Origin of the sequence: Streptomyces sp. NPDC020898 (assembly GCF_044333925.1) — a bacterium.
Taxonomy (GTDB): Bacteria; Actinomycetota; Actinomycetes; order Streptomycetales; family Streptomycetaceae; genus Streptomyces.
In genome coordinates this window covers 770,106-788,842 of record NZ_JBIRRV010000001.1, presented here as the reverse complement: position 1 = coordinate 788,842, position 18,737 = coordinate 770,106, and the positions used below count along the sequence as shown (strand labels likewise).

Annotated in this window: 17 protein-coding genes and 1 pseudogene; 8 read left to right on the top strand and 10 right to left on the bottom strand. The window is 70.6% G+C overall.

Going from position 1 to position 18,737, the window contains the following annotated elements; genetic code table 11:
• Positions 1 to 64: 64 nt before the first annotated feature.
• A complete protein-coding gene (locus ACH4TV_RS03505) occupies positions 65 to 1,600 on the top strand; it encodes a fused MFS/spermidine synthase (protein ID WP_398393775.1) in 1,536 nt (511 codons plus the stop codon).
• Positions 1,601 to 1,625: 25 nt separating this feature from the next.
• Here the strand turns inward: ACH4TV_RS03505 and ACH4TV_RS03500 are convergent, their stop codons facing one another.
• On the bottom strand, positions 1,626 to 2,792 hold the full coding sequence (locus ACH4TV_RS03500) for a MerR family transcriptional regulator (protein ID WP_398393773.1): 1,167 nt from the start codon (positions 2,790 to 2,792) through the stop codon (positions 1,626 to 1,628).
• Between the two features lie 148 nt (positions 2,793 to 2,940).
• On the opposite strand from ACH4TV_RS03500, the gene ACH4TV_RS03495 reads away from it, so the two are divergent.
• On the top strand, positions 2,941 to 3,816 hold the full coding sequence (locus ACH4TV_RS03495; RefSeq protein ID WP_398393771.1) for a RimK family alpha-L-glutamate ligase: 876 nt from the start codon (positions 2,941 to 2,943) through the stop codon (positions 3,814 to 3,816).
• A gap of 129 nt (positions 3,817 to 3,945) precedes the next feature.
• On the opposite strand, the gene ACH4TV_RS03490 is transcribed toward ACH4TV_RS03495, so the two are convergent.
• Positions 3,946 to 4,554 (bottom strand): hypothetical protein, encoded by a 609-nt coding sequence (locus ACH4TV_RS03490; RefSeq protein ID WP_398393769.1) that lies wholly within the window; start codon positions 4,552 to 4,554, stop codon positions 3,946 to 3,948.
• Between the two features lie 239 nt (positions 4,555 to 4,793).
• On the opposite strand from ACH4TV_RS03490, the gene ACH4TV_RS03485 reads away from it, so the two are divergent.
• Complete coding sequence (locus ACH4TV_RS03485) at positions 4,794 to 5,567, top strand: IclR family transcriptional regulator (protein WP_398393767.1); 774 nt, start codon at positions 4,794 to 4,796, stop codon at positions 5,565 to 5,567.
• Positions 5,564 to 6,430: an SMP-30/gluconolactonase/LRE family protein gene (locus tag ACH4TV_RS03480; RefSeq protein ID WP_398393765.1), complete on the top strand. Its 867-nt coding sequence runs from the start codon at positions 5,564 to 5,566 to the stop codon at positions 6,428 to 6,430. Before ACH4TV_RS03485 ends, ACH4TV_RS03480 begins: the two co-directional genes overlap by 4 nt.
• 12 nt (positions 6,431 to 6,442) lie before the next feature.
• Here ACH4TV_RS03480 and ACH4TV_RS03475 read toward each other — a convergent pair.
• The 5 genes and pseudogenes from ACH4TV_RS03475 to ACH4TV_RS03455 form a co-directional block, all read right to left on the bottom strand.
• Positions 6,443 to 6,562 (bottom strand): annotated as a pseudogene (locus ACH4TV_RS03475) (aminoglycoside phosphotransferase family protein); the annotation flags it as partial.
• Positions 6,563 to 6,704: 142 nt separating this feature from the next.
• Positions 6,705 to 8,114, bottom strand: coding sequence for an NAD(P)/FAD-dependent oxidoreductase (locus ACH4TV_RS03470; RefSeq protein WP_398393763.1), 1,410 nt, complete (start codon positions 8,112 to 8,114; stop codon positions 6,705 to 6,707).
• Positions 8,107 to 9,399, bottom strand: coding sequence for an MAB_1171c family putative transporter (locus ACH4TV_RS03465; protein WP_398393761.1), 1,293 nt, complete (start codon positions 9,397 to 9,399; stop codon positions 8,107 to 8,109). Before ACH4TV_RS03465 ends, ACH4TV_RS03470 begins: the two co-directional genes overlap by 8 nt.
• Positions 9,396 to 10,043 carry a toxin-antitoxin system, toxin component family protein gene (locus tag ACH4TV_RS03460; protein ID WP_398393759.1) on the bottom strand — a complete coding sequence of 216 codons (648 nt, stop codon included), beginning with the start codon at positions 10,041 to 10,043 and terminating at the stop codon, positions 9,396 to 9,398. The genes ACH4TV_RS03465 and ACH4TV_RS03460 overlap by 4 nt, the downstream gene beginning before the upstream one ends.
• On the bottom strand, positions 10,040 to 10,663 hold the full coding sequence (locus ACH4TV_RS03455; RefSeq protein WP_398393757.1) for a transcriptional regulator: 624 nt from the start codon (positions 10,661 to 10,663) through the stop codon (positions 10,040 to 10,042). The genes ACH4TV_RS03460 and ACH4TV_RS03455 overlap by 4 nt, the downstream gene beginning before the upstream one ends.
• Positions 10,664 to 10,891: 228 nt before the next feature.
• On the opposite strand from ACH4TV_RS03455, the gene ACH4TV_RS03450 reads away from it, so the two are divergent.
• From ACH4TV_RS03450 to ACH4TV_RS03435, 4 genes are all read left to right on the top strand, one after another.
• A complete protein-coding gene (locus ACH4TV_RS03450; RefSeq protein ID WP_398393755.1) occupies positions 10,892 to 12,406 on the top strand; it encodes an alpha-N-arabinofuranosidase in 1,515 nt (504 codons plus the stop codon).
• A 32-nt stretch (positions 12,407 to 12,438) separates the two neighbouring features.
• Positions 12,439 to 12,897 carry an RrF2 family transcriptional regulator gene (locus ACH4TV_RS03445; RefSeq protein WP_398393753.1) on the top strand — a complete coding sequence of 153 codons (459 nt, stop codon included), beginning with the start codon at positions 12,439 to 12,441 and terminating at the stop codon, positions 12,895 to 12,897.
• Positions 12,898 to 13,122: 225 nt separating this feature from the next.
• Complete coding sequence (locus ACH4TV_RS03440; protein ID WP_398393751.1) at positions 13,123 to 15,423, top strand: N-acetylmuramoyl-L-alanine amidase; 2,301 nt, start codon at positions 13,123 to 13,125, stop codon at positions 15,421 to 15,423.
• Between the two features lie 337 nt (positions 15,424 to 15,760).
• Positions 15,761 to 16,408, top strand: coding sequence for a DUF4360 domain-containing protein (locus ACH4TV_RS03435; RefSeq protein WP_398393749.1), 648 nt, complete (start codon positions 15,761 to 15,763; stop codon positions 16,406 to 16,408).
• A gap of 94 nt (positions 16,409 to 16,502) precedes the next feature.
• Here the strand turns inward: ACH4TV_RS03435 and ACH4TV_RS03430 are convergent, their stop codons facing one another.
• The 3 genes from ACH4TV_RS03430 to ACH4TV_RS03420 all read right to left on the bottom strand — a co-directional run bounded on the left by ACH4TV_RS03430 (position 16,503) and on the right by ACH4TV_RS03420 (position 18,666).
• Positions 16,503 to 17,273, bottom strand: coding sequence for an intradiol ring-cleavage dioxygenase (locus ACH4TV_RS03430; RefSeq protein ID WP_398393747.1), 771 nt, complete (start codon positions 17,271 to 17,273; stop codon positions 16,503 to 16,505).
• 134 nt (positions 17,274 to 17,407) lie between these two features.
• Positions 17,408 to 18,337 carry a hypothetical protein gene (locus tag ACH4TV_RS03425; protein ID WP_398393745.1) on the bottom strand — a complete coding sequence of 310 codons (930 nt, stop codon included), beginning with the start codon at positions 18,335 to 18,337 and terminating at the stop codon, positions 17,408 to 17,410.
• A gap of 83 nt (positions 18,338 to 18,420) precedes the next feature.
• Positions 18,421 to 18,666: a hypothetical protein gene (locus tag ACH4TV_RS03420; protein WP_398393743.1), complete on the bottom strand. Its 246-nt coding sequence runs from the start codon at positions 18,664 to 18,666 to the stop codon at positions 18,421 to 18,423.
• Positions 18,667 to 18,737 lie beyond the last annotated feature (71 nt).

Genomic DNA, 18,737 nt, shown 5'->3' with positions numbered 1-18,737 from the left:
GAACTTGACCGGCCGATTCTCTCAACTCCTGTCTGCGGATGGGCCGCATGCAAGGATGTCGCCCGTGACCGGATCGTCTTCCTCACCTGTCGACGAGGACACGCCTCGCCACCACGGCCTGGGGTCCCGTACCGCTGCTGTGCTGGTGTTCGGGTCCTCGGCCGCAGTCCTGGTGGTCGAGATCGTCGCTCTGCGGCTACTGGCTCCCTACCTCGGCCTCACCCTCGAGACCAGCACCATGGTGATCGGCATCGCCCTCACCGCGATCGCCCTCGGCTCCTGGCTGGGTGGCCGCATCGCCGACCAGGTCGATCCACGCCGGCTCATCGGCCCCGCGCTCGGGGTGTCGGGAGCGATCGTGGCACTCACCCCCGCCGTGCTGCGCACCGCTGCGGAGTGGGCACCAGCAGTGCTCTTGCTGATCGCGTCGCTGACCCTCCTCGTGCCGGGCGCGCTGCTCTCCGCGGTGACGCCGATGGTGACCAAGCTGCGTCTCACCAGCCTCGCCGAGACCGGAACGGTGGTCGGCCGACTGTCCGGCGTCGGCACCGTCGGCGCCATCGTCGGCACTGTCCTCACCGGCTTCGTCCTCATATCGCGAATGCCGGTCAGCGGCATCCTGATCGGCCTCGGAGCACTGCTGGTGGTCGGCTCGGCGCTGGTCGAGTGGCGCACGCGACGGTGGAGCACCACCCCTGCCCTCACCCTCGTGGTCGTTGCCGGCGGCCTCGCCACCCTGGTCGCGCCCGGCAGCTGTGACACAGAGACCAAGTACCACTGCGCACGGGTCGTCGCGGACCCCGACCGGAGCAGCGGCCGCACACTCGTCCTGGACGGCCTGCGGCACTCCTACGTCGACATCGACGACCCGACCTTCCTGGAGTTCACGTATGTGCGCGCCATCGCGTCGGTGGTCGATACCGCCTTTCCCGAAGGTGAGCCACTGACTGCCCACCACCTGGGCGGCGGCGGACTCACCCTTCCCCGCTACCTCGCGGCCACGCGGCCCAAAACCCGTAGCCTTGTGTCCGAGATCGACAGCGGGGTCGTTCGCATCAACCGTGACCAACTCGGTCTGAGAACAGAAGCCGGTATCGACGTTCGCGCCGAGGACGGCAGACTCGGCCTGCGGCAACTGGACGCAGGCAGTCGTGACCTCGTCGTCGGCGACGCCTTCGGGGGCGTCAGCGTGCCGTGGCACCTCACCACGGTGGAAGCGATGACCGACGTACGGCGGGTGCTCAACGAGGACGGCCTGTACGTCGCCAACCTCATCGATCACGGCGCTCTGGCCTTCGCACGTGCCGAAGCAGCCACCCTCAGCGAGACCTTCGCGCACGTCGCCCTCGTCGGCGCACCCGCCGATATCGGCCTCGACCCGACCGCCAGCTCCGACGGCGGCAACCTGGTGGTGCTCGCCTCCGACCGACCGGTCGACCTACGCGCGATCCAGGAGGCGCTGGACGCCCGGCAGACCGGCTGGAAGATCGCCACCGGCGACGACCTCACCTCCTGGATCGGCGATGCCCAGTGGCTCACCGACGACTACGCACCCGTCGACCAGCTCCTCCAGCCCTCCAGCCAACAGAGCAGCCAGTGACAGGACACACCCTGGCGCCGACCGGCTACCGCACCACCGTCTGACCCTCGCCGCCGCCCCGCACCACGTCCGCCACCACGCAACTCACGTTGTCGGGGCCGCCGTTCGCGTTCGCGGCCCCGATGAGGGCGGCTGTTGTCGCGTCCGGGCCGGGGGTCGTGGTGAGGAGGTGCTGGATGGTGTCCTCCGGTACGGCCCTGGTCAGGCCGTCGGAGCAGAGGAGGTACCGGTCGCCTGGCCGGGCGTCGTGCAGGCGCAGGTCGGGGGAGGCGGGGCCGGACGTCAACGCCCTGAGGAGAAGGGTGCGTTGGGGGTGGGTCTCCGCCTCTTCAGGGGTCAGCCGGCCCTCGTCGATCATCGACTGGACCACTGTGTGGTCGTGCGTGATCAGGAAGAGCTCGCCGTCGCGCAGGAGGTAGGCGCGGCTGTCCCCGATGTGTACGAGGGCGAGGCGCGAGCCCGTCCACACCATTGCGGTGAGGGTGGTACCGATCTCGTCGGTCTTCTCGTCGCCCGTCTTCTCGTACCCGGTTCCGGCGATGTCCCGGACCGCCTGGGCGGCGCCCTGGACCGCGTCCTCCAGGAGGTTCAGGACGCTGCCGGCGGTGAGGGGTTCGGCGTCCAGGAACTTCAGGGCCTCGACGGCTGCCGTGCTGGCCGGTGCGCCACCGGGGCCGAAGCCGTCGGCGACGGCCAGGACGCGTGAACCGGCGTATGCCGTGTCCTGGTTGGCGGCGCGGACCAGGCCGATGTCGGTGCGGGCGGCGTAACGGAGTTCGAGCGGGCTGCTGCTTGCCATGGGTGAGGTGTCCTTCCTCGGCGATGTCGGAGATGTCGGCGACACCGGTGGTGTCGGTGGTGTCGAGAGGTGGTCGACGAGGAACATGGCGAGGTCCCGCCGGGCGGCTGTCTCCCTCTCGACCCGGGCCCAGAAGGCGCGGATCTCCTGGGCGGCGGCCGGCGGCTCCAGGGCCCGGATCTGCCGGATACGGGCCAGCGGCATTCCCAGTCGACGCAGCCAGGCCACCAGTCGGGCCTGTTCCAGCTGTCCGGGTGCGTAGTAGCGGTAACCGGTGTCGGGGTCGACGCGGGCGGGGCGGAGCAGGTCCAGCTCGTCGTACAGCCGAAGCGCCTTCGGTGACAGCCGGCACGCCTTGGCGAACGCCCCGATGGTCAGGAAGTCGGGATTCATCGTGGAGTACTCCGGTTTCTGCCGTGTCCCTCGTTCTTGCTGCACCACCGATGCTGCGGCTTCCCCGAAGGTGAAGGTCAAGCGCTTGTTAGCCTTCATCCGGCATCAGCCGTGAAGCGCAGTTACACGCCTTACAGAGGGAGTCCCCGTGGCCCGTATCGCGATCGTCACCTACGACCCCCGGCCGGAGGCCACCCGGGACCGTGATCTCTCGCTCCTGGTACGGGAGTTGGCGGCAGCCGGGGCCGACGTGACCCCTGCCTACTGGGACGACCCCGACGTCGACTGGGCCGGGTTCGATCTCGCCGTGGTGCGGTCCACCTGGGACTACAGCTGGCGGGCGGAGGAGTTCGCGGGCTGGCTGGAGCGCTGCGGGAAGGTCGTACGGGTCGCCAATCCGGTCGGCGTCCTGCGCTGGAACATGGACAAGCGGTACCTCGGTGAACTGGCCGCGGCCGGGGTCCCCACGGTGCCCACCCGCTACCTCGCCCCCGGCGACGCCCCCGATCTCCCGGACGACCACGACTACGTCGTCAAGCCCACCTCCGGTGCCGGCGCCCGTTACGCCGCGCGCTACACGCCCGAGGAGCGGGAGACGGCCGTACGGCATCTCGCGCGGATGCACGCCGAGGGGTTCACCGCGATGGTGCAGCCGTACATCGGGAGCATCGACGCCACCGGGGAACGTGCGCTGCAGTTCTTCGGCGGTCGTCTTCTGCACGCCAGCCGCAAGGGGGCGGTGCTGGCCTCCGGTACGGCGTACGACGACGACAAGGTCGCCCATCCCGACCTCGAACAGTGGATCCCGACCCCGGCCGAACTCGCCGTCGCCGAGCGGGCGTTGGCCGCTGTGCCCGACAACTCCGGTCTCCTGTACGCCCGTGTGGATCTCGTTCTCGGTGACGACGGTGAACCCCGGGTCATGGAGCTGGAGTTGATCGAGCCGAACCTCTTCCTCGACCTGCATCCGGACTCCGTACCGGTGGTCGTGCAAGCGATTCTGCGGGCCGCCGTCAACCGCTGAGCGCTCCGCGGGATATGCGGTTCGTTTGCCGCGGGTCGGTGGGGGCTGGTCGCGCAGTTCCCCGCGCCCCTTTGGGGCGCGGGTTGCGCACCCAACTTCACCAGGACCGCTTAGGGACCGTCGGGCACGTCAGTCCTTGACCGCCACCCGTTGCAACAACCCCCAGGTGAACTCCGCCACGCACTCCCGTCGTACCCCCGCCCCGTCCGGTGCTGTGAACGCCAGGCCCCAGCGGGTCGGGGCGGTGCCCTCCAGGGGGCGGGCGGGGGCGAAGGCGTGGGCGACCTCGTCGACCGTGCAGGACCAGGGGCGCAGGTCGTCCGGGGTGCGGAGTTCGGGGGAGGGGGCGCCCGGGGTGCGTACCAGCCATTCGTTCCAGGCCACGCCGTTCGGGGCGACGAGGACCTCGAAGCGCAGGTCGGGCCAGAGCGGGACCGGCCACTGCCAGGCCTCGCACTCCAGGTCGCCGATCCTGCGGGGCGTCACCGACTCGGGGGTGCCGAGGATCGAGCGGTACCGGGAGGCGGCGGCTCGGGAGCGCGGGGAGTGCAGCATTGCCTGCCAGCGCTTGTTGGCCTCGCGCATGTCCGCGATCGACACCCCCAGCTCGTGGCGGGCGTCCTCCACCAGGTCGGCGTTGTGGTCGGCCATGCGGCGCAGCAGCACCAGCTGGAAGTCGACGGCCGTGAAGGGGCGGGGCGGGGGCTTGGGACGCTTTTCGGGCGGCATGCGAGCCATCGTCTCGTACTGACTCTCGTACCGACTCTTGTACCGACTCTCGTGCGGACCGGGCGACCTCAGGGCACTCCGGCGGTCACGGACGGCAACTACGGCATCGCGCGGCCATTGCCCGTCAGAGCCCATGTGACTAGCCTGTGGTCTGTTCTGTTCGTCATGCCGATCGTCTGTTGAAATTTCGAACGCCGTCGAAAAGCGTCGAGAGCTCAGACACCTTGAACACAAGAGAGGGGGCCGTCATGGGACGCCTCGTACCTGCCGTGACCCGGGCTCTCGACATTCTTGAGCTATTCCTGGACGGGGACGGGACGCTGTCCGCCCCCGACATCGTGCGCCGGCTTCAGCTGCCGCGCACCACCGTGCACGAACTGGTGACGACGCTCGCCGCCCGTTCGTACATCGTGCAGGTACCCGGTCAGCCGGGACGCTACCGCCTGGGCGTACGCCCGTACCAGCTCGGCAGCCGATATGCCGAGCAGCTGGACCTGGCGGCCGAGGGCCAGCAGGTGGCCCGTTCCGTCGCCGAGACGTGTGACGAGACCGTGCACGTGGCCATCCTCGAAGGCACCGACGTCATCTACATCGCGAAGGTGGACTCCACCCACGCGGTACGGATGGTGTCGGCCGCCGGCCGCCGCCTGCCCGCCCACTGCACCTCCGTGGGCAAGATGCTGCTGGCCTCGCTCCCCGACCACGAGCTGAGCGCTCGCGTCCCCGAGAGCGGTGCCCTGCCCGGGATGACGCCGAACAGCATCACCGACCCGACGGCCCTGCGCGAGGCCCTCGCGGAGATCCGCCGCCGGGGTGTCGCCGTCGAGAACCGTGAGTCCAACCCGGACGTCAGCTGTGTCGCCGCCCCGGTGCACGACCGCACGGGCCGGGTGGTCGCCGCCCTCTCGATCTCCGTACCGATGATCCGCTGGAGCGACGACCGCCGTACGGAGCTGGAGCAGCTCGCGGCCAAGGGCGCCGCCGAACTGTCCGAGCGTCTCGGGCACCGGAGTGTGGCATGACGACGTACGAACCCACCCTCGAAGTGGCCGTCCAGGCCCAGGCGACCCTCGGTGAGGGGCCGACCTGGGACGCGGCGAAGGCCCGGCTGATCTGGATCGACATCCTCGGCTCCCGCGTCCACACCTACGACCCGGCCACCGGCCGCCGTACGGTCATGGCGACGGAACAGCACGTGGGCGCGGCGAAGCCCCGGGCGGGCGGCGGTCTGGTCCTGAACCTGCGCGACGGAGTGGCGCTGTACGACGGGCCGGCCACCGGCTTCCGCTGGCTGCACCACGACCCGGTGCCCGGCCGCCGGGCGAACGACGCGGCGGTGGCCGCCGACGGCTCGCTGTGGGTGGGCACGATGCGCTACGACGAGGCGCCGGGCGGCGGCACACTGTCCCGCGTCACGGCGGACGGCACCGTCGACGTGGTCCTGCCCGACGTGGCGGTCAGCAACGGCACGGGCTGGAGCCCGGACGGCCGCCTGATGTACTACATCGACTCACCGACCCGCCGCATCGACGTCTTCGACGTCACGGACGACGGGCGGAGCATCACCAACCGCCGTCAGTTCGCGCTGATCGAGGAGGGCGCGGGCTGGCCCGACGGCCTGACCGTCGACGCGGACGGCTGTGTGTGGGTGGCCCTGTGGGACGGCGGTGCGGTACGCCGCTACACCCCGGCCGGCACCCTGGACCGCACGATCACCCTCCCCACGGTCCGCCCCACGGCCTGCGCCTTCGGCGGCCCGGACCTCACGGACCTGTACATCACCACCGCCCGTACGGGACTGTCCTCCCCGCACCCGATGTCGGGCTCGCTCCTGGTCGTACCGGCGGCCGGCAAGGGAGTCGCCCAGCCGGCGTTCGCGGGCTGAGCCCCACCCGGGTCACTCCGTACCGAACCACGCCTCCGCCACCGACTCCAGCGTCCCCTCCACCGGCACGTGCAGTTCGCGCATGTACCAGGGCAGGTTGCTGTACACGTGCAGCAGTGTGTACGCGAGGAGGTCCACCGCCCCGGCCCGCATCACCGTCCCGTCGGGGACCACCGCGTCCCACGGGTTGTCCGTCTCGACCACAGGCAGCATGATCGGGACGGCACGGCGGCAACCGGCCGACGGGCAACGGGGTTTGGGGGCAGCCGGTGGCCTACTCCGCCGCCTTCCACTCCTGCGGAAGCAACGGCGGTCCGCTCAGCGGCGGTTTCAGCGGGCCGATCGCCGCCGCCAGCAGGACACCGGGCGTCAGCAGTACCTCCGGGCCGCGTTCCAGGGACGTCACGTCCGTCACCCGGCGGGCGATCCGGCCGTTGCCCGTGGCGGTGCGCATGAGCCGGCCCACGTAGGCGGCCACCGCGCGTTCGCGCAGCGTGGGGCCGTTCTCCGTGGCGCCGGGGTAGAAGACGTCCTGTCCGGTGGCCAGGTCCCAGGCCGCCGCCACCGGACGGGCCACCGCCTTCTGGACCCGGCCGGACAGACCGGGCGTGCCCCATCCCTGACGGCGGATCACATCCCGTAGGGCGACGGCACTTTGGGCCGCGACCGACATGCCGTGCCCGTAGATCGGGTTGTAGGCGGCCAGCGCGTCGCCGAGGACGGCGAAGTTCTCCGGCCAGGCCGGCATCCGCTCGTAGTAGTGGCGGCGGTTCGTCGTCGTACGGGTGAAGGAGATGTCCGTCAGGGGTTCCGCTCCGGCGAGCAGGTCGGCGATCACCGGGTGGCGCAGCTCCTCGCGGGCGAAGCGGATGAACTCCGCGCTGTCCGTGGGGGGTTCGCCGCCCCGCGTGCCGGACAGGGTGACCAGCCAGCGGCCGTCCTCGATGGGGAGCAGGACACCCGCCCGGCCGGGACCGCCTCCCCTCGGGTCCGCCTGGACGTTCACCACCGGGAAGCCGTGCCGGGCCGCTTCGGGCGCGCGGTAGATCCGGCTGGCGTACGCGAGCCCGGAGTCGACGTCGCGGCGGGCCGGTTCGGGCAGGCCGAGTTCGCGCAGCCACTGCGGGGTGCGCGAGGCACGGCCCGTGGCGTCCACGACGAGGTCCGCGTGGAGGGTGCGCCTGCTGCCGTCGGCGCCTCGGATCCGGACGCCGGTGACGGCCTCGTCGGTCCCCTCCAGGCCCAGTACCTCGGTGTGTTCGACGAGTTCGATCCGGTCGTCGTCCAGGATCCGGGCGCGGACCGTCGCGTCCAGCAGGTCCCTGCCGCACAGGAACACATGGTGCGACTCGGGCCACCGCCGGAACCAGCCCTGCGGCGACAGCGCGACCATGTCCGTCGTGACCGCCAGCCGGTGCGCACCGGCGCCGAGCAGCAACTCGCCCACGCCCGGCACCAGTTCCTCGACGGCGCGGGCACCGCCGGACCACAGCAGGTGCACGTGCCGGGCCTGCGGCAGGTTCCTGCGGGGCTCGGGGCCGTCCGGCAGGACGTCCCGCTCGACGACGGTCACCCGGTCGGCGAACTCGACCAGGGCGCGGGCCGCGAGCAGCCCGGCGAGGGACCCGCCGAGGACCACGGCGGATCTGACGGGAGAGCCGGCAGGGGTGGGGCTGTCAGTCATATACGTGCAGACTCTCTGCTGGGGCGGTCGCGCGAGCGCGTACCGCCTCGATCTGATCGGGGTGACTCAGGACCTGCGACACGGCTTCGATCTCCCGGAGCAGGTCCGTGAGCAAGTCCGTGGCGTGGTCCCCGACTTGGAGATGGCCGTGGAGATGGCCGTGGGGATGGCCTTGGGGATGGACACCGTGGCGGGAACAAGGGGACCGGGACATCGAGCGCGCCTCGATCGCGGCCTGGATCGTCACCGCCGCCGCCAGCGCCCCGGCCCGCCCCGAACTCCATCCCAGGTCCACGGCGGCCTCGTACGCCCGGCGCCGCAGGTCCTCGTCGAAGTGGCGGGCGAGCTGGAGCAGGGTGTCGCGGATGAACGTCTCGCGGCGGGTCAGCCGCAGTTCCGGGGTGGCCCGCAGGGAGAAGGGGACGCCCGTGCCGGTGGCGGTGCGCAGGAGGTCGTACAGCGGGCCGAGCCGGCGGTGGCCGCGGCGGACCTGCCGGCGGTCGCGCAGATACTGGCCGGCGTGCGGCAGCACGAACCCTGTCGCCATCAGGACGGCGGCGACACTGGCGGCGGCCGGCGCCAGTTCCGTGGAGAGCACGTCCAGGTCGCGGCCCGCCCAACGGGCGCCCACGGCCGACCACTTGGCCGCGTCGAACACCAGGTTGGCGACGTAGCCGGCGGCCAGCGACTTCAGGCCCCGGCGCAGCCACACGTCGAGTCCGTCGGTGTGGACCCAGTTCCGGATCAGCCGGTAGGTCAGGAGGCAGGACGCGGTGTGCGCGAGCAGGTACAGCGCGATCAGCTCGCGCACGAAGGGCGTACGAGCGTAGTACGTGTCCAGGTCCCGCGGGCGTTCCACGGGTACCTCCGCGAGCGCGAACAGCGCCCACAGCGCGGCGATCACGCCCGCGTGGCCGGCGGCGACCCACCGCATCGCGCGACGGGCCCTGGCCGACCGCTCCGCATGGCCGGCGACACCGCCGCGCCACACGATCATCAGCAGCAGACACGCTCCGCAGAACGCGATGAGGAAGCTGTAGACCAGCGGTGCCGCGATGTTGGGGACGCCGGTGACCCGGTTGGTCCAGGCGACGGCCGGCGGCGCCGCGAAGACGAAGATGCCGCAGGCGAGCAGCAGCAGCCCGCCGACCGCGCGCCGCAACGGCTCCCGCCACAGCCTGAGGACGCTGGGCAGCTTGAACGCCAGGGCGGCGGCCGCGACCACGATGGGCGTCCCGAAGACGAGCACCGGGTACGGCTCGCCGACGAAGCCGGAGAGGTTCATCGCCGCGCGTTTCCACTTCCCCGGCCGTTCTCCCGGCCGCGATACCCCAGGGAGGCCTGTACGGCGTCACCGCCGCCCGCGCTCCGCGTCCCGCCCTCGACCCAGGGCCGGAAGACGGTGGCGAGGCGGTGGCCGAACTCCTCGGCGTCGGCCTCCTCGGCCTCGCGGGAGCCGTTGCGGGCGGCGACGGTCAGTGCCCTGTCCTGCCAGGACTGCTCGTCGGCCAGGACGCGGGCGGCGCTCGCGCCGACGCCGTGGTGATGACAGTGCCCGGCGTGCAGATGCCACAACTCGTGTCCCAGGATGACGAGTTGCTGCACGGCCTCGGCCCGCTCCTCGACGATCACCAGGTCGAAGTCGTGGAACTCCACCCACAGACCGGTGACTTCGATCTCGTCGGGGAAGCGTTCGAAACGCAGCTCGACGCGCCGGTCGCGCCGCGCGCTCATCTCCTCGCACAACGCCCGGCACAACTCCCGTACGCCCACTGGGTTGTTGCCCCTGCCACCTTGCTCCCGCAGGGTGGCGTCGAGCGCGCCGGTCAGCTCCCGCATCGCGGCCCGGGTCCGGAACCGGTGCGCGGCGCGGGCGGGCAGCAGCGCCGCCACGAGTCCCCTCGCCGTCTCCCTCGCCTTCGCCGTCATCGCTCGGTGTCCTCCCCGCCGCTCAGCAGCCCTTCGAGCATCACCGCGAGGGCCTCCTGCTTGCGCGGGGTCAGCTGCCGCCCGCGCAGGGCCAGCGTCACCACCCCGTGCCGGGTCGCGAACCGGACCAGCGGGCCGTCCCCGTCGCCGCCGAGTTCCTCCAGCAGACGGCGGAGTTCACGGTCCAGGACGACGGGCGCCGGGTCGGTGAAGAAGCCGGTGCCCTGCTCGACGCCGAAGAACGCGGCGAGCGCGGTGAGATCCGGGACGTTCGGCATCTTCTTGCCGAGGAGCAACTGGCGGGCCCATTCGGGGCTGATCGACAGGGCGTCGGCCACCTCCTTGCAGACCTCGCTCCGCTTCCGGCCGCTCGCCGCGAGCCGCGTCTCGTGCAGCGTGCGCACCCGGCGCCGGATACGGCCCTCGATGTCGTCGGCCGGCGGCTGCGCGCCCTCGGTCAGCAGCGCCTGGATCTCGCCCTCGGCGAGAGCGGTACGGGCCGACAGGCCTCGTACGTCCAGCACTTCACCGCGATCGAGACGGGCCTCGGCGATGCGCTCTTCGAGGCGCGCGAGGGTGCCGAAGAGGTTCTCCCGAAGGGCAGGCGGGGGCTCACTCACGGGCCGACCCTACGCGTCCGGAACCCCGCACACCAGGAGAATCCAACGATCGTTGGAGGTTGCGGAACGATCGTTGGACGCAGACGCCATTGACGTGCGGGCACGGCGAAATTTACGGTCCTGTTCGAAGTTACGAGCGGCCACCGACATACCGAACACCCAACAGCACACGCCGAACAGTGCACGCCGAACAGTGCACGCCGAATGCCGCACGCCGGAGAGGAACCCATGTCCCGCACCGCCCGCTTCACGATCGACCCCGCCTTCACCGTCGGTGAGGTCAACCCCCGTCTCTTCGGGTCCTTCGTCGAACACCTCGGCCGCTGCGTCTACACCGGCGTCTTCGAGCCCGGCCACCCCACCGCCGACGAGGCGGGCCTGCGCACGGACGTGCTGGAGCTGGTCCGCGAACTCGGTGTCACCACCGTCCGCTACCCCGGCGGCAACTTCGTCTCCGGCTACAAGTGGGAGGACTCGGTCGGCCCGGTGGACGAACGCCCCCGCCGCCTCGACCTCGCCTGGCGCTCGACGGAGTCCAACCGCTTCGGGCTCTCCGAGTACATCGACTTCCTCAAGAAGGTCGGCCCGCAGGCCGAGCCGATGATGGCCGTGAACCTCGGCACGCGCGGGGTCGCCGAGGCCCTCGAACTCCAGGAGTACGCCAACCACCCCTCCGGCACCGCCCGTTCGGACCTGCGCGTCACGCACGGCGACAAGGACCCGTTCGGCATCACACTGTGGTGCCTCGGCAACGAGGTGGACGGACCCTGGCAGACCGGCCACAAGACCGCCGAGGAGTACGGCCGCGTCGCCGCCGAGACCGCCCGCGCGATGCGCCAGATCGAGCCGGACCTCGAACTCGTCGCCTGCGGCTCCTCCAGCCAGGGCATGGACACGTTCGCCGCGTGGGAGTCGACGGTCCTCCAGGAGACGTACGACCTCGTCGACTACATCTCCCTGCACGCCTACTACGAGCCGCACGACGGCGACATCGACTCCTTCCTGGCCTCCGCCGTGGACATGGAGTCGTTCATTGACAACGTGGTCGCGACCTGTGACCACGTCGGCGCCCGCCTCAAGTCGAAGAAGAAGATCAACCTCTCCTTCGACGAGTGGAACGTCTGGTACATGTCGGGGTGGCACGCGATCGAGAACTCCGGCGCGCGGGACTGGGCGGAGGCCCCGCGCCTCCTGGAGGACGTCTACTCCGTCACGGACGCCGTCGTCTTCGGCTCGCTCCTCATCGCCCTGCTCCGGCACGCGGACCGCGTCACCGTCGCCTGCCTCGCCCAGCTCGTCAACGTCATCGCCCCGATCATGACCGAGCCGGGCGGCCCGGCCTGGCGCCAGACGACGTTCTTCCCGTTCGCGCAGGCCAGCAGGTACGGGCGCGGCGAGGTCCTCGACGTACGGGTGGACTCACCGACGTACGAGACGAAGAAGTACGGCGAGACGGACCTCCTGCACGCCACCGCCGTACGCGCCGACGACGGCACGGTCACCGTCTTCGCCGTGAACCGCGACCGGACGCAGCCGCTGCCTCTCGAAGTCGTCCTGAACAGCCTGGAGTTGACGTCGGTCGTCGAGCACAGCGCGATCGCCGACGCCGACCCGGACGCCCGCAACACCCTGGACGACCCGGAGCGCGTCGCCCCGCACCAGGTCACGGGAACCGCGCTCCGGGACGGCCGACTGACCGCCGTACTGGAACCGCTGTCGTGGAACGTGATCCGGCTGGCGTAGGCCTGCGCACCGCGACGACCCACAATGGCCCCATGAGGATCTCGGCGCGGGCGGACTACGCGGTACGGGCGGTACTGGAGCTCGCCGTACGGCAGGACGAGGGCCCGGTGAAGGCGGAGACCGTCGCCGGGGCCCAGGCCATTCCGCACAAGTTCCTGGAGGGCATCCTCGGCGACCTGCGGCGCGGCGGGATCGTCGACTCCCGGCGCGGCGGCAACGGCGGCTACCGGCTGGCGCGGCCCGCCGAGGGGATCACCGTCGCGGACGTCGTCCGGGCCGTCGACGGGCCCATCGTGTCGGTGCGCGGCGAACGGCCGACCGGCCTCGCCTACACCGGCCCCGCCGAGCCGCTGCTGCCCCTGTGGGTCGCGCTGCGCGCCAACGTCCGCAAGGTGCTGGAGGGGGTGACCTTCGCCGATCTCGCGGCGGGGGAGCTGCCGGAGCCGGTGCGGGGGCTGGCCGCGGAACCGGCGGCCTGGGAGAACCCGTAGATCTTCCGGCTCCTTCCGGCTCCTCAGGGCAATCTCCCAAGGACAATCTCCCAGTGTCTCAGGGCCCCTTCCGGGGCCATTGATGATGCTCCAACAGGGCGCTCATAAACCACTGGGACGGGTGAATATCCGGGTTGGTTGTTGACGCTCATCCCCCTCCCGATACCTTGACCTCTTCATGTGCATGTAATGCGTGGGGTTTAAGTGAAGGGTGTGCGTACGGGGATGAGATCGCTGAGATCGCGTCGAGGGTGGGGCATCGGGGCCGTCGTGGCCGCGGGGGTGTCCGGAGTCCTGATCGTGCAGGGCGTGGGCGGCGGCGGCGCGGACAGCGCGGCGGACGACGGCAAGCCGTCGGCAGGGCCGATCGCGACCGAGGAGTACGCGGCGGCGCTCAAGGTCGACGCCGACGGCGGCTCGGCCGCGCTGGCCAAGCGGGACACCAAGCCGTTCAGCCTGCTCGGCGTCACCTGGTCCGACCCGTCGGCGAAGATGGCGGGCACCGTCGAGGTCCGTACCCGCGACGCCGGCACCGACACCTGGTCGTCCTGGCTGCAGCTGGACACGGACAGCGGCCCCGGCGAGGAGGGCGCGGCCCGCGCCGGCACCGAGCCCGCGTGGGTCGGCGCGTCCGACGGCGTGGAGGTACGGGTCGACGGCAAGACGTCCACCGAACTGCCCGAGGGCCTGCGCGTCGACATGATCGACCCGGGCACCGGTTCGGTCTCGGACCTGGAGCCCGCGGCCTACGTGGCGGCGGAGAGCGCGACACCGGACGCGACCGCCTCGCCGGAGGTGTCGGAGTCCGCCTCACCGACGGTGACGGCGACGGGCGAGGCGTCCCCCTCGGCCTCCCCGACCGCGCCCACCTCAGCCCCGCCCACCGTCTCCGCGTCGCCGACCACCCCGCCCGTGACGACTCCGCCGGCGACGACCTCGGCCCCCGCCACCAGCGCGGCCCCCTCGCCGACTGCCGCGCCCACCGCCCCGCCCTCCATCGCCCCCAAGCCGCCGATCACCTCGCGGGCCGGCTGGGGCGCGGACGAGTCGATGAGCCCCGAGGCGCCGGCCTACCTGGCGAACGGGATCAAGGCGGTGGTGGTCCACCACACGGCCGGGTCGAACACCTACACATGCGCCGAGGCCCCGTCGGTCATCCGCGCCGTTTACGCGTACCACGTCGACCCCAAGGGGCTCGCCTGGAAGGACATCGGCTACAACTTCCTGGTCGACAAGTGCGGCACGATCTATGAGGGCCGCAAGGGCGGGGTCGACAAGCCGGTCCTGGGCGCGCACGCCTTCGGCTTCAACACCCAGACCACTGGTGTCTCCGTCCTCGGCGACTACAGCAAGGTCGCCCCGCCGACGGCCGTGCTGAACTCCGTCGCCCGGGTCGCCGCCTGGAAGCTCGGCCAGTACGGCGTCAGCCCGACCGGCACCACCACGCTCACGGCGGGCGCCGCCGGCAACAGCCAGTACAACCCGAGGACCTGGAAGCTGGGCGACCAGCTCGCCTTCCCGACCATCCACGGCCACGGCGACGGCTACGCCACCGAGTGCCCGGGCACCAACCTCCACGCCCAGCTGCCCACCATCCGCAGCTACGCGGCCGGCACGGTCGCCGGTCTCACCCTCAAGTCGGTGACCGGAGCGGGCACTTCGGGCACGCGGACGTACACGAAGTCGGCCATAACGGTCAACTGGTCGGCGACCACGCCCACCGCGCTCATCGACAAGTACGAGGTGCTGGTCGACGGCAAGGCGGCCGCCACCACCGCCGGTTCGGCGACCTCGGCGAAGGTGAACCTGGCGCTCGGCACCCACGCCGTGTCCGTACGGGCCACCCACATCTCGGGCAAGTCGGCGGTCACGACCGCCGCGACCGTCGTGGCCGAGACGACCGCGCCCACCTTCACCACCGCGCCGAACCTCTCCCTGCGCACCGGCACGGTGAGCACGACGGCCGTCCCGGTCACCCTGAAGTGGAAGGCCACGGACTCGGCAGCCCTGAAGGAGGTACGCCTGACGGCCCCGGTCGCCAAGACGTACGGCCCGACGGTCACCAGCGCCGCCCTGACCTCCAAGTCCGGCGCGGCCACGACCTGGTCGATGACGGCGTACGACCAGGCGGGCAACACCAGGGCTGCCTCGGTCGTCGGTACGCCGGTGATCCTCCAGGAGTCCTCGGCGACCCGGACGGGCACCTGGACGACTAAATCGTCGACCAGCTACCTGGGCGGCAAGTCGTACTCCAGCACCGCGAAGAACGCCGCGCTGACCTGGACGTTCACGGGCCGCTCGGCCGCCCTCGTGGTGTCGCGGGCGTCGACGTCCGGCCAGGTCAACGTCTTCGTCGACGGCGTCAAGGCCGCGACGGTGGACCTGAAGTCGGCGACGACGAAGTACCGCGACGCGATCTGGACGAAGAGCTGGACGGCGAGCGCCAAGCACACGGTCAAGATCGTGGTCGTCGGCACGAGCGGCCGCCCGGCGGTCACCACGGACGGCTTGGTGTACCTGAAGTAGTCCGTACCAGCATCAATACCGGTACCGGTATCTGAAGGGCAGCTCCACCAGGGCGGCCCGAACGCACTCCCCTCGTGCGCTCGGGCCGCCCTCGGTCTGTCCGCTGTGCGGTACACCGACAGGGGAAACAGGCCGCGCGGGGGCGGGGATTGGCCGGAGAACGACCTGGCTGGTGTCTGGTCCGACACCTATGCTGCGACCGCCCGACCTTCACAGATTCTTCATTGGTCAACCACAGGTTGGGTGCAGGTGTGTGCATGCGTTTGGCATGTACATGACTTGATGCGTGGCGCATGACTCTCACCCCCCACTGCACGCTGCGATGAAAGGGAGAAACATGAAAGCTGGTGGCCTGCTCGTGAGCGGCGCGATCGCCGCTCTGTTCGCCTCCGCGGTACCCGCGCAAGGAGCCGGGTCGTCCTTCGAGGACCCGCCCGCGGACAAGATCGTCATCAAGGTCGCGACGGTGAACGGCTCCGGCTGTCCCGCCAACACGGCCGCGGTGGCCGTCTCCGGCGACAACACCGCCTTCACCGTCACCTACAGCGACTACCTCGCCCAGGCCGGCGGCAACTCCGACCCGACGGCGTTCCGCAAGAACTGCCAGCTCAACCTGCTGGTACACGTCCCGGCCGGCTTCACGTACGCCATCGCCAGCGTCGACTACCGGGGCTTCGCGGCTCTCCAGCAGGGTGCGAGCGGCATCCAGCGGGCCTCGTACTACTTCCAGGGCTCGTCGAGCACGGCGTTCCGCAACCATTCGTACGCCGGCCCGTACAACGACAACTGGCAGGCCACCGACACCACCGAGTGGGCCCAACTGGTCTGGGCGCCCTGTGGAGTTCAGCGCAACTTCAACATCAACACGGAGCTGCGGGTGAACGCGGGTACGTCGACGGGCACCAGCTTCATGGCGATGGACTCGACGGACGGCGAGATCGACACGATCTACCACCTGGCGTGGCAGCAGTGCCCGGCGAAGTAGAGCGGCAAGGGTAGTAAGTGAGTGGTAGGGGTGTGGACACTGCCGGCAGTGTCCACACCCCCGCCCGTGCCGGGTTACGTCGGTGCCGCGGGCGTCAGCTGCTTTCCACGCCCACGGTCAGTGTCCCCGCGTACCCCGCCGAGGTCGAACTCCCCAGCGCGGTAAGGGTGAGCAGGCCGGAGGCGGCGCCGCCCTCGTCGTAGATCGAGTCCTGGGCGAGGGTGGTGCGGGTGACCGTGTTGGCCGCGTAGGTCGGGAGTGCGGCGACCCTGGTCGTGATCGTCTCGTCGAAGAACAGCTGGCCGGTGTGGAGTTCCTGGCCGCCCGTGAACGAGCCGTCCGAGGTGAGCGTGACGTTCGTGTGCACCTTGAGGTGGATGTGGACGCAGCGGCCCCGGTACCAACCCGGGTACACGGTGGTGATGTTGGCGACGCCGCTGGAGTTCGTCAGTACACCCCCGCGCAGGAACGTGCCGTTGTCCGGCTCGGTGTGGCCGTTGTTGCCGACGAACCCGGAGTACTCGCCGAGGGCGTCGCAGTGCCAGATCTCCACGAGGGCGTTGCTGAGGAGCGCGCAGGTGTCGTCGTCGACGACGGTGAGGGTCAGCTTGAGCGGGATACCTGTCTTGTCCTCGCTGATGTCGGCGCGGACGTACTGGCCGTCGAGGTAGTAGGGGCCTTCGGTCATCTCCTTCGTGAGAGTGCAGACGGCCGCGGCGGCGACGGGTGTGGTCGTGTCCGCGGTGGGGGCGGGGGATTCGGGCACGGCGGCGGCCACGGCCAGGGTGACGGCGGTGGCGCCGGTCGCGATCAGTACGGTGCGGCGCCCGATCGAGGTGGGGGGCGTTTCCGAAATCTCTGTCATGAACACGGCAACCTAGGGGGAACGGCTGTCGGTGAGCTGTCGAGAAGCTGTTGGCCAACTGTGGATTCGGCAAAGCGACGATGCGTCAAGTCACTTGTGAGACAAGGGTTTGTAGGTCGCTCGCTTGATGCTGTTCAGCTCCAGCTCGGTGACGACCAGCCCGGCTCGCCGTACGGCACGGGGCGCCCCTTGTAGGCGTCCAGGAGGATCCGGTCACCCACCGGCCGCTCCAGTTCCACCTTCACCTTCTTGCTCTTCATGTCGGCGGTGCAGGCCCCCTCCTGCTCCACGTAGGCGACGGTCGCGGAGAGGGCCACGCTGCCGTCCGTCTCCAGCGCGTCCACGCGGGGGCCGTCGTCGCAGGAGCCGTGCTGCGCCAGTACGGTGACGGTCCGCCCGTCCTCCGACACCTCCACCAGGCGCGGGAGCTGCGTCAGTTCGGTGGGCGTGTCCCCGGCCGGCCCGATCGGCGGCTTCGGAAGCTTCGACGGACGCAGGGCGACCCGCTTGAGCGGCTCGTCGTACCCCTCCAGCGTGAACAGCCAGGCCGGCACGGCCGCCGGGCCACGGCTGGTGGCGATCGTCATCTTGCCCAACGTGGCTCCGGTGACGGTGAGTTGGGGTTCACGGGGGTCGTCGAACCGATCCAGGGCGGTGTACGTCTGCTGTGCGTCCAGCAGCGGGAGGGTGAGCGACTTCCCGCCCTTCCACGTCACCTTCCCCTCCTCGGGGGCGGCGGTGGGGAGTTCGCCGCGCAGCGCGTAGTTCTCCAGGGTGTGGGCCATGTTGTCGGCGTCGTTGTGGAATCCGCTGTCGAGCGCCGGGGCCGCGTCGCTCATGGGGAAGTACCCCTTGAGCCACGCCTCGGCGGCCTTCGACCCGTCCCAGGCGTCGGCGACCTGCCGGGCGCGGTCGTCCGACGGCGCGCTGGTGCTGCCCTCGGAGGGCTTCGAGCCGACGCCGTCCGCCGCCTTCTCGCTGCCGCAACCGGCCGCGAACAGGGCGGTGGTGAGGCTGAGAACGAGGGCGAGTCGGGTCGTGGTGCGGGTGGTGTGCGTACGCATGGGGTCCCCCCGGAGCTGATGCTGTTGTGACTGTGACGCATCGGACCCGGTTTACGTTCGGTCCTGCGGTTTCCGGACGGCGGTCACATGAACGGCCGTCCGGGTCCCAGCGGCACCTCGGCGGAGTGCACCGGCCCGGTGCCCGCAGCCGGGGAGGACTTGTCGTAGCACTCGATCAGCAACTCACCGTGCAGGTCGTCGAGTTCGCTCCGGGCTTCCGCCTGGAAGGCGGCGGCCCATGCCCGCGGAGGCGAGACCAGTCCCTCGACGCGACGTTCGGAACCTGACCGGACTCCGGCCCGCCCAGCCCCTGCACAGGGCTGCTTCATCAGGGCTCGGGTGAGATGGGGGTGCCGAGGCGATCTCGTGAGACACGAGAATTGTGCGACACGGGATGTGC

Coding starts and splice junctions, on each gene's coding strand:
- ACH4TV_RS03500 (WP_398393773.1), bottom strand. CDS start 2,792: ATGAATCCCGACTTCCTGACCATCGGGGCGTTCGCCAAGGCGTGCCGG.
- ACH4TV_RS03490 (WP_398393769.1), bottom strand. CDS start 4,554: ATGGCTCGCATGCCGCCCGAAAAGCGTCCCAAGCCCCCGCCCCGCCCC.
- ACH4TV_RS03485 (WP_398393767.1), top strand. CDS start 4,794: ATGGGACGCCTCGTACCTGCCGTGACCCGGGCTCTCGACATTCTTGAG.
- ACH4TV_RS03480 (WP_398393765.1), top strand. CDS start 5,564: ATGACGACGTACGAACCCACCCTCGAAGTGGCCGTCCAGGCCCAGGCG.
- ACH4TV_RS03470 (WP_398393763.1), bottom strand. CDS start 8,114: ATGACTGACAGCCCCACCCCTGCCGGCTCTCCCGTCAGATCCGCCGTG.
- ACH4TV_RS03465 (WP_398393761.1), bottom strand. CDS start 9,399: ATGAACCTCTCCGGCTTCGTCGGCGAGCCGTACCCGGTGCTCGTCTTC.
- ACH4TV_RS03460 (WP_398393759.1), bottom strand. CDS start 10,043: ATGACGGCGAAGGCGAGGGAGACGGCGAGGGGACTCGTGGCGGCGCTG.
- ACH4TV_RS03450 (WP_398393755.1), top strand. CDS start 10,892: ATGTCCCGCACCGCCCGCTTCACGATCGACCCCGCCTTCACCGTCGGT.
- ACH4TV_RS03445 (WP_398393753.1), top strand. CDS start 12,439: ATGAGGATCTCGGCGCGGGCGGACTACGCGGTACGGGCGGTACTGGAG.
- ACH4TV_RS03440 (WP_398393751.1), top strand. CDS start 13,123: ATGAGATCGCTGAGATCGCGTCGAGGGTGGGGCATCGGGGCCGTCGTG.
- ACH4TV_RS03435 (WP_398393749.1), top strand. CDS start 15,761: ATGAAAGCTGGTGGCCTGCTCGTGAGCGGCGCGATCGCCGCTCTGTTC.
- ACH4TV_RS03430 (WP_398393747.1), bottom strand. CDS start 17,273: ATGACAGAGATTTCGGAAACGCCCCCCACCTCGATCGGGCGCCGCACC.
- ACH4TV_RS03425 (WP_398393745.1), bottom strand. CDS start 18,337: ATGCGTACGCACACCACCCGCACCACGACCCGACTCGCCCTCGTTCTC.
- ACH4TV_RS03420 (WP_398393743.1), bottom strand. CDS start 18,666: ATGAAGCAGCCCTGTGCAGGGGCTGGGCGGGCCGGAGTCCGGTCAGGT.